At 63.5% G+C, this 13,864-nt stretch carries 14 protein-coding genes; 8 read left to right on the top strand and 6 right to left on the bottom strand.

Features of this window, described 5'->3' with window-relative positions:
• The first annotated feature begins 303 nt into the window (after window positions 1-303).
• Window positions 304-792: a protein-export chaperone SecB gene (gene secB, locus FBZ93_RS12020; RefSeq protein WP_146986202.1), complete on the top strand. Its 489-nt coding sequence runs from the start codon at window positions 304-306 to the stop codon at window positions 790-792.
• Window positions 793-966: 174 nt separating this feature from the next.
• Here the strand turns inward: secB and dnaQ are convergent, their stop codons facing one another.
• From dnaQ to FBZ93_RS12000, 4 genes are read right to left on the bottom strand one after another with little or no spacing between them, the layout of a single operon-like run.
• Window positions 967-1,689 (bottom strand): DNA polymerase III subunit epsilon, encoded by a 723-nt coding sequence (gene dnaQ, locus FBZ93_RS12015; RefSeq protein ID WP_146986201.1) that lies wholly within the window; start codon window positions 1,687-1,689, stop codon window positions 967-969.
• A 29-nt stretch (window positions 1,690-1,718) separates the two neighbouring features.
• On the bottom strand, window positions 1,719-2,318 hold the full coding sequence (gene coaE / locus FBZ93_RS12010) for a dephospho-CoA kinase (RefSeq protein WP_146986200.1): 600 nt from the start codon (window positions 2,316-2,318) through the stop codon (window positions 1,719-1,721).
• Window positions 2,319-2,366: 48 nt separating this feature from the next.
• Window positions 2,367-2,975, bottom strand: coding sequence for a Maf family protein (locus tag FBZ93_RS12005; protein WP_146986199.1), 609 nt, complete (start codon window positions 2,973-2,975; stop codon window positions 2,367-2,369).
• 10 nt (window positions 2,976-2,985) lie between these two features.
• Window positions 2,986-3,822 (bottom strand): pyruvate, water dikinase regulatory protein, encoded by an 837-nt coding sequence (locus tag FBZ93_RS12000; protein WP_146986198.1) that lies wholly within the window; start codon window positions 3,820-3,822, stop codon window positions 2,986-2,988.
• Window positions 3,823-4,287: 465 nt separating this feature from the next.
• Between FBZ93_RS12000 and hemJ the strand changes: the two genes are divergently transcribed.
• Window positions 4,288-4,710 carry a protoporphyrinogen oxidase HemJ gene (gene hemJ, locus FBZ93_RS11995; RefSeq protein WP_146986582.1) on the top strand — a complete coding sequence of 141 codons (423 nt, stop codon included), beginning with the start codon at window positions 4,288-4,290 and terminating at the stop codon, window positions 4,708-4,710.
• Window positions 4,711-4,961: 251 nt separating this feature from the next.
• On the top strand, window positions 4,962-6,227 hold the full coding sequence (gene rho, locus FBZ93_RS11990; protein WP_028341998.1) for a transcription termination factor Rho: 1,266 nt from the start codon (window positions 4,962-4,964) through the stop codon (window positions 6,225-6,227).
• A gap of 146 nt (window positions 6,228-6,373) precedes the next feature.
• Here rho and FBZ93_RS11985 read toward each other — a convergent pair whose 3' ends face one another.
• The gene (locus FBZ93_RS11985) at window positions 6,374-6,640 is read right to left on the bottom strand and encodes a hypothetical protein (protein ID WP_246667484.1); all 267 of its coding nucleotides are present in this window, start codon (window positions 6,638-6,640) and stop codon (window positions 6,374-6,376) included.
• Between FBZ93_RS11985 and mnmE the strand changes: the two genes are divergently transcribed.
• From mnmE to FBZ93_RS11960, 5 genes are all read left to right on the top strand, one after another.
• Window positions 6,540-7,865 (top strand): tRNA uridine-5-carboxymethylaminomethyl(34) synthesis GTPase MnmE, encoded by a 1,326-nt coding sequence (gene mnmE / locus FBZ93_RS11980; protein WP_146986197.1) that lies wholly within the window; start codon window positions 6,540-6,542, stop codon window positions 7,863-7,865. The genes FBZ93_RS11985 and mnmE overlap by 101 nt on opposite strands.
• Window positions 7,866-8,100: 235 nt before the next feature.
• A complete protein-coding gene (gene mnmG, locus FBZ93_RS11975) occupies window positions 8,101-9,984 on the top strand; it encodes a tRNA uridine-5-carboxymethylaminomethyl(34) synthesis enzyme MnmG (protein WP_146986196.1) in 1,884 nt (627 codons plus the stop codon).
• Window positions 9,985-10,118: 134 nt separating this feature from the next.
• On the top strand, window positions 10,119-10,784 hold the full coding sequence (gene rsmG, locus FBZ93_RS11970; RefSeq protein ID WP_146986195.1) for a 16S rRNA (guanine(527)-N(7))-methyltransferase RsmG: 666 nt from the start codon (window positions 10,119-10,121) through the stop codon (window positions 10,782-10,784).
• Window positions 10,785-10,815: 31 nt separating this feature from the next.
• Complete coding sequence (locus tag FBZ93_RS11965; protein ID WP_146986194.1) at window positions 10,816-11,667, top strand: ParA family protein; 852 nt, start codon at window positions 10,816-10,818, stop codon at window positions 11,665-11,667.
• A 144-nt stretch (window positions 11,668-11,811) separates the two neighbouring features.
• Window positions 11,812-12,702, top strand: coding sequence for a ParB/RepB/Spo0J family partition protein (locus FBZ93_RS11960; RefSeq protein WP_167529009.1), 891 nt, complete (start codon window positions 11,812-11,814; stop codon window positions 12,700-12,702).
• A gap of 126 nt (window positions 12,703-12,828) precedes the next feature.
• On the opposite strand, the gene holA is transcribed toward FBZ93_RS11960, so the two are convergent.
• Window positions 12,829-13,860 (bottom strand): DNA polymerase III subunit delta, encoded by a 1,032-nt coding sequence (gene holA / locus FBZ93_RS11955; protein WP_146986192.1) that lies wholly within the window; start codon window positions 13,858-13,860, stop codon window positions 12,829-12,831.
• Window positions 13,861-13,864 lie beyond the last annotated feature (4 nt).

The raw sequence follows: 13,864 nt of genomic DNA, 5'->3' as shown, positions 1-13,864 counted from the left end.
GCCCGGCCAATGGCGCTTTTTGGCACGGGCAAGTGTAGCGCGTTTTAACCCCGGGGGGAAACCCGTTCCTGCCCGGAAATCGCGCATCTTCAATAATTTAGGAAGCTGTTAAGAGATTGGGCAGAGTTGCGCTCGCGCGCTCTTCGTCGCAGATTTGGCAGCAAGGCCCGAGGGCGCGCGCGCTCGTCGTCCTTGTGGACCGAGCCGGGCCTATGATAGCCACTCGCCCGGCTCGGCATTTCCAAACCTTAACGCGTGCCGTCGGACATCCTGTCCATCGAGCGCTGCTCCAGGAGACATTTCATGACCAATGGCAACGGCGCCCCCGTCGAACAGCCCGCTCCCCAGCTCAACGTGCTGGCGCAGTACACCAAGGACCTGTCGTTCGAGAACCCGAACGCACCGGCCTCGCTCGGCCAGCAGCAACAGCAGCCGGCGATCAACATCCAGATCAATGTCGGCGCCAACAACCTGTCGGAGAACGAGTACGAGGTGGTTCTCTCGATCGAGGGCAAGGCCGAGACCGGCGGCAAGGTGATGTTCAGCTTCGATCTCGCCTATGCCGGCGTGTTCCGGATCGTGAATGTGCCGAAGGAGAACCTGCACCCGCTGGTCATGATCGAGTGCCCGCGGCTGCTGTTCCCGTTCGCCCGCGAGATCGTCGCCACCTCGGTGCGCGACGGCGGCTTCCCGCCTCTGCTGCTCGACCCCGTCGACTTCGTCGGTCTCTACCGTCAGAACATGGAACGCCAGGCAGCCACCCAGGCCGCATCCGGCGCCAAGCCGAGCTGATTTCAACTTCGAGAAAGCGGCGTCCAGCCCTACGCAATCACCCGTACCTGTAGCCGTCATCCTGACGAGCCTGCGAAGAGGCGTCTCGAAGGATCGACGGCCACCGGCCGGGCCGTTCATCCTTCGAGACGCCGCTTCGCGGCTCCTCAGGATGACGGATAACAGGAATATTGATCAGGCCGCCGGCGCTTCAGCAGGCGCTGGCGGCGGCAGGTAATCGTTCCAGATCGGCTTGTCACCGAGCGTGGCGATGAAGGCCCGGTGGGCTTCCCGGTCCGCCTCGTTGACCCGCGCCACCAGCGGGGTCTCGCGCTGCCGCCGCGGCGAATCGCCGTGGCCGCCCGCCCGCGCATCCGATGTTTCCGACGCCAGGATGAGTTGCGACTGCCGCGCCCCGATCAGGTCGATATAGACCTCGGCCAGCAGCTCGGCGTCGAGCAAGGCGCCGTGCTTGGTGCGGCGGGAATTGTCGATCTGATAGCGCGAGCAGAGATCGTCGAGCCGGTTCGACACGCCGGGGTGCTTGCGCCTCGCCAGCAGCAGCGTATCGACCAGCCGATCCTTCGGGATCGCCTTCCGCTTGATGCGGTCGAGCTCGGCGTTGATGAAGCTGATGTCGAAGGACGCGTTGTGGATCACTAGCGGCGTATCGCCGATGAAGGCCAGGAACTCGTCGACCACTTCGGTGAACAGCGGCTTGGAAGCCAGGAACTCGGTCGACAGCCCATGCACGTTGAACGCTTCCACCGGCATGTCGCGTTCGGGATTGATGTAGACGTGGTAGCTCTGTCCGGTCGGCATGCGGTTGAATATCTCGACACAGCCGATTTCGACCAGCCGGTCGCCGCGCAGCGGATCGAGGCCAGTGGTTTCGGTATCGAGAACGATTTCGCGCATGACGTGAGATGATCCGGAACGCGGGCGAATCAGGCCCGCCGCTGCGGCATCTTAGCAACCTCGGCCAGGATGTCGCGGATGCGCGCCCGCACCGGATCAAGTCCGTGCGAGGTATCCACGATGAAATCGGCGCGCTTGCGCTTCTCGGCGTCCGGCATCTGCTTGGCGATGATGGCATCCAGCTTGGCGGCATCCATGGTGCCGCGCGCCAGCACGCGCTCGCGCTGTAGTTCCGGAGAGGTGGTGACGACGACGACCGCATCGACGCGCTTCTCGCCGCCGGTCTCGAACAGCAGCGGTATGTCGAGCACGACGATGGGCGCGCCGGCGGCCTCTGCGTCGGCGAAGAATTTCTGGCGCGATGCGCCGAGCATCGGATGCACGATCTGCTCGAGCTGCTTGATCGCCACCGGGTCCTGCACCACGCGCGCAGAGAGCTTTGTGCGGTCGACCTTGCCATTGGCGGTGGTGCCGGGAAACGCAGCCTCGATCGCCGGTGCTGCCTCGCCTTCGTAGAGCTGATGCACGGCCGCATCGGCGTCGTACACCGGCACACCGGCCTCCATGAACAGTTTGGCCGTGGTGGATTTCCCCATCCCGATCGAGCCGGTCAGTCCGAGAATCAACATTGCATCAACATCGGTTCAGCATCTCTCCGTCGCCACGCCTCGGCATCTTCACACCGCGAGCAGCCCCTCGCGGCGCAGGAAGGCGAGCAGCGACAATAGCGGCAGGCCGAGGATGGTGAAATGGTCGCCTTCGATCCGCTCGAACAGATGCCCGCCGAGGCCTTCGAGCTGGTAGGCGCCAACGCTGGTCGTCACCGCCTCCCCGGCTTGGTCGAGATAGGCCTCGATCTCGCCGGCAGCGAGCTGCCGCATCGTCATCCGGGCGACGCTCACATCGTTGAACAGGGCTTGGCCGTCGCGTGCGACCGAGACGGCCGAGTGCAGCGCGTGGGTCTGTCCGGCGAGCAGGCCGAGCTGTTCGGCAGCCTGCGCGCGGCCGGCAGGCTTGCTGAACATCCGCTCGCCCAACGCCAGCGTCTGGTCGGCACCAACGACGTATTGACCGGGCTTTTGCCTCGAGACGAACAGCGCCTTTTCGCGCGCCAAGAGCGACGCGATCTCTTCCGGCGCCGAAAGGCCAGAATTCTTCTGCACCGCGCGTTCGTCGATATCGGCCGGCAGTGCCTCGAAATCGAGACCGGCGTTTTCGAGCAGCATCCTGCGCGCACGGCTTTGCGACGCAAGGATCAGCTTTTGGGGGCCGCGCCAGATGCTCATGATACGGCGATCATTCCGACGGCCGCGCGCGCTGGCGGTCGTTGTAGAGCTTCATGATCGCAGCCGCCGTCTCCTCGATCGAACGCCGCGTCACGTCGAGCAATGCCCAGTTGAACTTCGCGCTCAGACGTCGCGCGAATGCGACTTCGTCGGCCACCGCCTGCTTGTCGATGTAGGTGTCGTTGTCGCGGTCGCCCATTGTGAGCAGGCGGTTCTGCCGAACCTGGATCAAGCGCTCCGGCGTCGCATGAAGGCTGACCACCAACGGCTTCTTCAGGGTCTCGAGCTGGTGCGGCAACGGGATGCCCGGCACCAGAGGTACGTTTGCCGTGCGGATGCCGCGGTTGGCGAGATAGATCGAGGTCGGGGTCTTCGAGGTGCGGGACACACCGACCAGGACGACGTCGGCCTCCTCGAGGCCTTCGACATGCTGACCGTCGTCATGGATCATCGTGTAGTTCAGCGCGTCGATCCGGCTGAAATATTCCGCGTTCAGCACATGCTGCGCGCCAACACGCCCGGTCGTCGCGGCACCCAGATACGCCTCGAACAATTGCATCACCGGCCCGATGATCGAGAGGCTCGGAACGTTGATTTCCTTGCACTTGGCTTCGAGCCGGCCGACCAGATCCTTCTCCAGCAGCGTGAACAGCACGATGCCGGGCGATTCCTCGATCTCGTCGAGCACGCGATCGAGCTGCTTCTGGCTGCGCACCAACGGATAGACATGCTCGACCGCGGTCACGTTGGCGTATTGCGCGGCGACCGCGCGCGCCACGGTGATCAGCGTCTCGCCGGTCGAGTCCGACACCAGATGCAGGTGGAAATAATTGGAAGTCGTCGGCACCAGAGCCCCTGTCTATCCTGTGAATCCCTGTGGAGGTCGAGGAGAAGAATCCGGGTCCGCCGCCCGCCCCGTGAATATCTCATCCCTTTCTTCACAGCACCCCGCAAAAGGATAAGTCGGCGTCATGGCAGCGATGATAGTGAACCGGTGTGGATTTGTCTCTTCATAAGCTGGCCACAGAACTGCGCAACCGATTGAGCGGAGCGGCGGATTCCGGATATCCGCTGCCGCGGGCCGGGATGTTGAGGGATGTGAACAAGCCCGCGAGAACGGCTGGATCGCATTGCATGAGTCAAATTCACTGCCATTAAGACTCAAACCTTAGATTCTAAAATTAATTAGGTTTAGGAGAGCCGTGTGTGCGGATATGTATCCGTCCCTCGCTTGCGGAGCTTTGCACGCAAGGCTGAGCCCGCCCGAGTTGTTCCCTGCCGAGCTATTCCCCGAAAGGCAATCGCCGCGATGTTGTATGACTGGATCAAGGCCCTGCACATCGTTGCGGTCATCTCCTGGATGGCGGGGATGCTCTATCTGCCGCGGCTGTTCGTCTATCATTGCGAGGCCGAGGCCGGCTCGAAGCAGTCCGAGACCTTCAAGGTCATGGAACGGCGGCTTTTGAAGGCGATCATCAATCCCGCGATGATCGTGACCTGGCTTGCCGGGCTTTATCTGGTCTGGGCCGGACACTGGTACCTATCGGGCTGGTTTCACGTCAAATTTACGTTGGTGCTCATCATGTCGGGTATCCACGGCTTTTTGTCCCGCTGCGTGAAAGATTTTGCCGCGGACCGGAATCAGCGAACCCAGAAATTCTACCGCATTATCAATGAGGTGCCGACGCTCCTGATGCTCCTGATCGTGATCATGGTGGTCGTGAAGCCGTTCTAGACATTGCGATGCCTAAGACGCATGCTTCAGTCCTTCTTGCGAAGGACGGATCGATTTTCTATATAGGTTTTATCCCACCCCACGCAGGCGGATGTGGTCGCGTTTCGGTTCTTTTCGGGCCGGCGCCGCATCAGGTTTGAAAGCCCAAACGGCACTTTCCTGGCTGAGACCTGCGGACCTTCCTTTGGCGTCCGCTTTTTCCAAGCCACCTCGCACCCCTTCCCTACTTACTTCCTCACAGGACGACCCCCATGCGGGAAATCAAACTCCAGGACCTCAAATCGAAAACGCCGGCCGAGCTCGTCTCGTTTGCGGAAGAGAATGGGGTCGAGAATGCCAGCACCATGCGCAAGCAGGAGCTGATGTTCGCAATTCTCAAAAACCTCGCCGCCGCCGAGACCGACATTGTCGGCGAGGGCGTCGTTGAGGTGCTGTCCGACGGATTCGGCTTCCTTCGTTCGCCCGATGCGAACTACCTGCCTGGTCCCGACGACATCTACGTCTCGCCGTCGCAGATCCGCCGCTTCGGCCTGCGCACCGGCGATACCATCGAAGGACACATCCGCAGCCCGAAGGAAGGCGAACGCTACTTCGCGCTGCTGAAGGTCAATACGCTTAATTTCGAGGATCCCGAGAAGGCCAAGCACAAGGTCAATTTCGACAACCTCACGCCGCTGTTTCCCAATCAGCGATTCCGCATGGAGCTCGAGGATTCCACCAAGAAGGATCTCTCTGCCCGCGTGATCGACATCGTCGCGCCGATCGGCAAGGGCCAGCGCGCGCTGATCGTGGCGCCGCCGCGCACCGGCAAGACGGTGCTGATGCAGAACATCGCGCACTCGATCACCGCCAATCATCCTGACTGTTATCTGATCGTACTTCTGATCGACGAGCGTCCCGAAGAAGTCACCGACATGCAGCGCTCGGTGAAGGGTGAGGTGGTGTCGTCGACCTTCGACGAACCCGCGGTGCGCCACGTCCAGGTCGCCGAGATGGTGATCGAGAAGGCCAAGCGCCTGGTCGAGCATGGCCGCGACGTCGTGATCCTGCTCGATTCGATCACCCGCCTCGGCCGCGCCTACAACACCGTCGTGCCGTCATCCGGCAAGGTGCTGACCGGCGGTGTCGACGCCAACGCCCTGCAGCGCCCGAAGCGCTTCTTCGGTGCCGCGCGCAACATCGAGGAGGGCGGTTCGCTGACCATCATCGCCACCGCGCTGGTCGATACCGGCAGCCGCATGGACGAAGTCATTTTCGAAGAGTTCAAGGGAACCGGTAACTCCGAACTGATCCTCGACCGCAAGGTCTCGGACAAGCGGACCTTCCCGGCGATCGATATCGCGCGCTCCGGCACCCGCAAGGAGGAGCTCATCACCGATCCGCAGGTGCTGAAGAAGATGTACGTCCTCCGCCGCATCCTCAATCCGATGGGCACCATGGACGCGATCGACTTCCTGCTCGACAAGCTCCGGAACACGAAGAGCAACTCGGAATTCTTCGATTCCATGAACACCTGAGGCCAAGGTCGAATTGGGGCCGAAGAGAACAAGGCGCTCCGCACAAACGGGGCGCCTTTTTCATGCTGCGGATTTGCTGCAGCAAAGTGCAGCATGAATCGAGCCTGGCTATTGCGCCAAATATTCGTGTAACAGACTGATATAATTTACATTTGTGATTTAGCCTCTGACGCAAACCGGCAGAAGCGCAACAAAATTGCTGCAAGGCTGCTGCAACGAAACGCGCCCATATTGCAATGCAACATGCTGCAATCTCGCGTGCGAAACGGAAGCGGCATTGCCTTTGCTGATTGGCTTGGGAAGAAATAGACGATGCATGCGCGCGACCAAACCATCTTCGCTTTATCCTCCGGGCGGCCACCGAGCGCGATCGCCATAGTCAGGCTGTCTGGTCCAATGGCCGCGTCGGTCATTGAAGGACTGGCGGCCAAGACACCGGCCCCGCGGATGGCAACCCGCGCGCTGCTCCACAATTCGAACCGCCAACCGATCGATGACGCGGTCGTGCTCTGGTTCCCAGGCCCGGCAAGCGCGACCGGCGAGGACGTTGCCGAATTTCATGTCCATGGCGGGCGCGCCGTGCTGGCGGCGATGTTCGATGCCATCGCGGCGTTCGACAACGTCCGGCCGGCTGAGCCTGGCGAGTTCACCCGGCGGGCGTTCGAGAATGGCAAGCTCGACCTGACCGAGGCCGAAGGTCTCGACGACCTGATCCACGCCGATACTGATCGCCAACGGCGCCAGGCGCTGCGGCAGTTAAAGGGGCTGCTCGGCGATCGCGCCCGCGATTGGCGCGAGCGGATCATCGCAGCCTCAGCGCTGATCGAGGCCGGCATCGATTTCTCCGACGAAGGCGATGTGCCGACGGAGCTGATCGCGCCGGCGCTCGAGAAGGTCCGGGCGCTGCATGATGAGATCAAGAATGCGCTTGCGGGGCAGGGCCAAAGCGAGCGGCTACGTGACGGCCTAGTGGTTGCGATCGCGGGTCCGCCGAATGTCGGCAAATCGACCCTGATCAATCAGCTTGCCAGGCGCGAGGTCGCGATTGTCTCACCGCACGCGGGCACGACGCGGGACGTGATCGAGGTGCAGCTCGACCTCGACGGCTATCCGGTCACAGTCATCGACACCGCCGGGATCCGCGAAACCAGCGACCCGGTGGAGCAGGAGGGTGTCCGCCGCGCCCGGGCCCGTGCCGCGGAAGCCGACCTCGTGCTTTGGCTGGCCGACAGCGGCGCCGCAAAGCCGGGGCACGGCGGTACGACGCCGACCTGGCTGGTGCGAAACAAGATCGACCTTGTCCGGACCCAGTCGGGCGAGGGTGGCAGCACCCCCGAATTCAGGATCTCGGCGGCGCGCGGTGACGGCCTCTCTGAGCTGATCACCGCACTGGTCGATTTCGCCCACGATTATTTTGGAACCAGCGAGGGCGGTTTGATCAGCCGGACCCGGCAGCGCGGCTTGCTCCAGGAGACCGTCGACTCTCTCCAGCGCAGCATCGATGTGGTCGGGCAGGGTGAGGAGCTCGCGGCGGAGGAACTTCGCAGAGCGGCCACTTCACTCGGCCGTCTGCTTGGCCGGGTCGACGTCGAGGACATCCTGGACGTCATCTTCCGCGAGTTCTGCGTCGGGAAGTAGCCGCGGCCGGATCTGTTTCACGTGAAACATGGTTTCGGATTGGTTAACGAGGCTCTCCCGTTTCACGTGAAACATTTGGCTTCGCTCGATCGTGCCTGTTTCACGTGAAACAGCTCCGCCGTGTCATTGCGAGTGATCCGGATCGATCCATATTTCGCTCAGACGGCCGGGTCTCAGACCGGCGATCTCAACTTCGTTCTTCCGGCTTTCATCACTCCACGATAGAAGTCCCGCCATGACTTCCAGGGCAGACTTATTTGACGTCATCGTCATCGGCGGCGGCCATGCCGGCTGCGAAGCCGCGAGCGCGGCTGCCCGGATGGGCGCGCAGACGGCTCTGGTGACCCATCGTTTCGCGACTATCGGCGCGATGTCCTGCAACCCCGCGATCGGCGGTCTCGGCAAGGGCCATCTGGTCCGCGAAGTCGACGCTCTCGATGGTCTGATGGGCCGGGTCGCCGACGCCGGCGGCATCCAGTTTCGTATGCTCAATCGCCGGAAGGGTCCGGCTGTCCGCGGTCCCCGGGCTCAGGCGGACCGGAAACTCTATGCGGCCGCGATGCAGGCAGCGATTACGGAGGCCGCGAACCTCAGCGTGATCGAGGGCGAGGCAGATGGACTGATCGTCGTCGATGGCCGCGTGACCGGTATTCGCCTGGGCGATGGCCGACAGCTCTCAGCGGGCGCGGTCGTCATCACCACCGGAACCTTCCTGCGCGGTCTGATCCATCTCGGTGAGAAGAACTGGCCGGCGGGCCGGGTCGGCGAGGCGCCGGCCATGGGCCTGTCTGCATCGTTCGAGCGGGCAGGCTTCGTGCTCGGCCGGCTCAAGACCGGGACGCCGCCGCGCCTCGACGGCGCCACCATCGACTGGTCCGCGGTCGAAATGCAGCCCGGAGACGAGCCGCCGGAGCCGTTTTCGGTCATGACGGACCGCATCACGACCCCGCAGATCCAGTGCGGCATTACCCGGACCACGCCGGCGACCCATGAGGTGATCAGGGCCAATGTGCACCGCTCGCCGATGTATTCCGGCCAGATCAAGAGCTCCGGACCGCGCTATTGTCCCTCGATCGAGGACAAGATCGTCCGCTTTGGTGATCGCGACGGTCATCAGATCTTCCTGGAGCCGGAAGGCCTCGACGACTCGACGGTCTATCCCAACGGGATCTCGACCTCGCTGCCCGAGGAGGTCCAGCTCGCGATCCTTGCCAGCATCCCCGGCCTCGACCGGGTGAAGATGGTTCGGCCGGGCTATGCGATCGAGTACGATCATGTCGATCCGCGTGAGCTCGATCCGACCCTCGAGACCAAGCGCCTGCGCGGGCTTTTCCTGGCCGGCCAGATCAACGGCACCACGGGCTATGAAGAGGCGGCGGGGCAGGGCATCGTTGCCGGGCTTAACGCCGCTCTGGCGGCCGGCGGTGCCGACCCGATCGTGTTCGACCGCGCCGATGGCTATCTCGGCGTGATGATCGACGATCTCGTGACCCGCGGGATCACCGAACCCTACCGGATGTTCACCTCGCGCGCCGAGTACCGGCTGACGCTGCGGGCCGATAACGCCGACCAACGGCTGACCGACAAGGGGATCGCGCTCGGATGCGTCGGATCGGCCCGTGCCGAACGCCACCGAACCAAGATGGCGGCGCTGGAAGCTGCGAAATCCCTGGCAAAGTCGCTTGCGATCACACCGAATGAGGCCGCCAAGCACGGGCTCGCCCTCAATCGGGACGGCAATCGCCGCTCCGCCTTTGAGCTGCTGGCCTATCCGGAGATCGAATGGCCGGCAGTCCGGGCGATCTGGCCGGAGCTATCGGCCATTGACCCTGCGATCGCGGTGCATCTCGAGATCGACGCCAAATACGATGTCTATCTGAAACGCCAGACCGCCGACGTCGACGCCTTCCGGCGCGACGAGGGCCTGGTCCTGACCGATGTCGACTATGCCGACGTGCCGGGTCTCTCCAACGAAGCTCGGGCCAAGTTGCAGAAGGCGCAGCCGCGGACGGTCGGGCAGGCGGGTCGGATCGATGGAATGACGCCGGCCGCGCTTGGTATTCTGGCCGCCTATCTGCGGCGCGAGGCGCGACGGAAATCGGCCAAGGCGACGGCCTGACGTTTCACGTGAAACGGATGGTGGCCTCGTCATTGCGAGGAGCGGAAGCGACGAAGCAATCCATCGCTTCCGCGGGTCGACCATGGATTGCTTCGCTTCGCTCGCGATGACGAGCTCGACCGGCATTCCAGAGAATGGCTCCAGCCCCGCAATCTGCCGAACTTACCGTCTCCGCCAAGGACAAGGCGGCGGCGCTCGCGCTCACGCCTGTTTCACGTGAAACGGAAGCGCGGCTCGATCGCTATATCGCCCTCCTCCTGGAATGGCAGGCCAAGACCAATCTCGTCGCGCCATCCACGCTGCCGAATCTCTGGACCCGCCATATCTCCGACTCGCTGCAGCTCTTGAGCCTCGCGCCGACGGCAAAATCCTGGGTCGATCTCGGTAGCGGCGGCGGCTTTCCTGGCGTCGTGCTCGCCTGCGCCCTGGCCGAGACGCCAGGCACGCAGATCCATCTGGTTGAGCGAATCGCCAAGAAGGCCGCATTCTTGCGCGAGGCGATTCGGGTGACGGCGTCGCCGGGAACGGTGCATCTGGCTGATATCGGGGATACTGTGGATAGAATCGCGGGCCCCATCGATTGCGTCACCGCGCGGGCGCTGGCTCCGTTACATCAACTGATCGGCTTTGCGGAGCCGTGGGTCAAAAAGGGCGCCAAGGTGCTGTTTTTGAAGGGTCAAGATGTAGAGGCCGAATTGACCGAGGCCACTAAATATTGGATTATTGAGCCAAAGCTACACGCCAGCCGGACCGGCGGACAGGGCTGGATCGTCGAACTCGGGTCAATCGAGCGGCGCTAGGGGACTCCGCAAGAGCAAATGGTATTTTGGTATGACTGTGATGGACGAGGTTTATCAAGGGGATAAGGCGCTCCAAGCGCCGGGCCATCCGCGTATCCTGTCGCTCGCCAACCAGAAGGGCGGTGTCGGCAAGACCACCACAGCGATCAATCTTGGCACCGCACTCGCTGCGATTGGCGAGCGCGTCCTGATCGTCGATCTCGATCCGCAGGGCAACGCCTCGACCGGGCTCGGCATCGATCGCCGCAACCGCAGCTGCTCGACCTACGACGTCCTGATCGGCGAAGCGCCGCTGCGCGATGCCGTGGTCGCGACCGCCGTGCCGCGGCTGCATATCGCCGCCTCCACCATGGACCTCTCCGGCCTCGAACTGGAGCTCGGTACCACGCCCGGCCGCGCCTTCCGACTGCGCGATGCGATCGCCGGATTGAACAACAACGTCTCGCCGGAAGCCGACTACACCTACGTGCTGATCGACTGCCCGCCCTCGCTCAACCTTCTGACCGTCAATGCGATGGCCGCGTCGGACGCGATCCTGGTGCCGCTGCAATGCGAGTTTTTCGCGCTCGAAGGTCTGTCGCAATTGCTGCAGACGGTGGAGCAGGTGCGCTCGACGCTCAATCCGACGCTGTCGATCCACGGCATCGTGCTGACCATGTTCGACTCGCGCAACAACCTCTCCAACCAGGTCGTTGCCGACGTGCGTCAGTTCATGGGCGACAAGGTGTACGACACCATGATCCCGCGCAACGTGCGCATCTCGGAAGCGCCGTCCTACGGCAAGCCGGTGCTGGTCTACGATCTCAAATGCGCCGGCAGCGATGCGTATCTCAAGCTCGCCACCGAAGTGATCCAGCGCGAGCGCGAGCTGCGCGCGCACTAGCGACGTTGCGTAGGATGGGTAGAGCGCAGCGAAACCCATCACCCTCATCGCATGTAGCGATGGGTTTCGCTTCGCTCTACCCATCCTACGATTCTGAAATTCAAGTTCGGAGTACTGCGTGTGAATCCAAGGGAGCTCGCAACAATGGCCGATGAAGCGCGTTCGCGACTGGGGCGCGGGCTGGCAAGCCTGATCGGAGATGTCGGCGGCGAGGCGGCCGCGCATGTCGAGCGGCCGCGCAACCAGCGCAAGGTGCCGATCGAATTCCTCAAGGCCAACCCGCGCAACCCGCGGCGTACATTCGCCGATGCCGAGCTCGGCGAGCTCGCCGATTCGATCAAGGCGCGCGGCGTGATCCAGCCGATCGTGGTGCGCGCGATCAAGGGCGCGCAGGACCGCTACGAGATCATCGCCGGCGAACGTCGCTGGCGCGCCTCGCAACTCGCCGGCCTGCACGAAGTTCCGATCGTGCCGGTCGAAGTCTCCGATTCCGACGCGCTCGAGATCATGATCATCGAGAACGTGCAGCGCGAAGACCTCAACGCGATGGAAGAGGCGCTGGGCTATCACTCGCTCGCCGACGAGTTCAAACGCAGCCAGGAAGACATCGCCAAGATCGTCGGCAAGAGCCGCAGCCACGTCGCCAACATGATGCGGCTGACCAAATTGCCGAACGAAGTGCAGGCGCTGATCTCGAAGGGCGATCTGTCCGCCGGCCACGCCCGCGCGCTGATCGGCGTGCCGGATCCGCTCGCGGCCGCGAAGCGCATCGTTGCCGAAGGCCTCAACGTCCGCCAGGCCGAGGCGCTGGCGCATGAGGAGGGCGTGCCGGAGCGCAAGCCGCAGAAGGCGCGCTCTGGCAGCGCGCCCAAGGTCGACAAGGATGCCGATACGCTGGCGCTGGAGAAGCGTGTCAGCGATGCGCTCGGCCTGACCGTCACCGTGAGCCACCGCGATCCCGGCGGCACCGTCCAGATCAACTACCGCAATCTCGAGCAGCTCGACGAAGTGGTGCGGCGGCTGGAAGGCGGCTAGTTTTTCCGATCTCTCTCCACGTCATTGCGAGCGTAAGCGAAGCAATCCATTTCTCTGGCATCTGCGGAGCGATGGATTGCTTCGTCGCTTTCGCTCCTCGCAATGACGGTTGTCTCGAGGTCTCGGCTATCCCCTTCGCTTCGCATTCACCGCGATCGAGAGCAGGGCGCGATGCGCGATCACGGCGGCGAGCGCGGCCTGCTTGCGCATGTCGAGCGCCACGGTCGCAAGCTGATCGATGATGCTCACCAGCCGCTGCGGCGTGAAGTTGCGCAGCGCGATCTCGACCGCCGGCTTGCGCGAGAAGTGCAGCCGCGGAAATCCGCCTTCGAGCACGGTTGACGCCGGGGTGCCGTCCGCGATCGCCAGCGCCGATTTGTGCAGCCACGCCGCCTGGCGCTGCGCGGCCGAGATGATCACGCCGGGATAGGTGCCGGCGACCATCGCCTTGGTGAACTCGGTTTCGACCAGCGCGGCGTTGCCGGCGAACGCGCCGTCGACGATCGGATCGAGCTTCAGCTCGGAGGCGTCGGAGACCACGGTCATGACGTCATCGAGCGTGATCTCGCCCTTGCCATGCGCGAACAGCGCGAGCTTGCGCAGCTCGTTGCGCGAGGCCATGCGGTCGCCGCCGAGCAGCGACATCAGCACCGCGCGCGCATCTTGTGCGAGCCGCAGGTTGGACACGCGCAGCTCGTCCTCGATCAGCTTGGTCAGGTCGCGCTCGGTGTCGGGATAGCAGCCGATCGCGACCGCGTTCTTGGCGCGCTCGCAGATCTTGCGCAGCGGCGATTCCGGGCGGAGCTCGCCGGCCTCGATCACGATGCGGCAATCCCTGAGCGCCGGCGTTTCGGTCAGCGTCTCGACGCCGCTCGAAAAATTGCGCGAGCCGGCGCGCACGCGGATGGCGCGGCGGCCGCCGAACAGCGGCACCGTCATCGCTTCATCGACCAGCCGCGATGGCTCGGCGGCGAGCTCGTCGCCATCGAGCCGCACCAGCGAGAATGGATCATTGGGATCGTCGACCGCGGAGGCCATCAGCGCGTCGGCGCGCTCGCGCACCAGGCCGAGGTCCGGGCCGTAAAGCAGGATGATCGGGCGGCCGGCGTCGGGCCGGGCGAGGAAGCTGTCGATCTCTTTTCCGCGAAGTGCTGCCAATGCG

The organism is Bradyrhizobium macuxiense, from assembly GCF_007993935.1.
In the GTDB taxonomy this organism is placed as follows: Bacteria; Pseudomonadota; Alphaproteobacteria; order Rhizobiales; family Xanthobacteraceae; genus Bradyrhizobium; species Bradyrhizobium macuxiense_A.
This window is presented reverse-complemented; position numbering and strand designations above follow the sequence as displayed.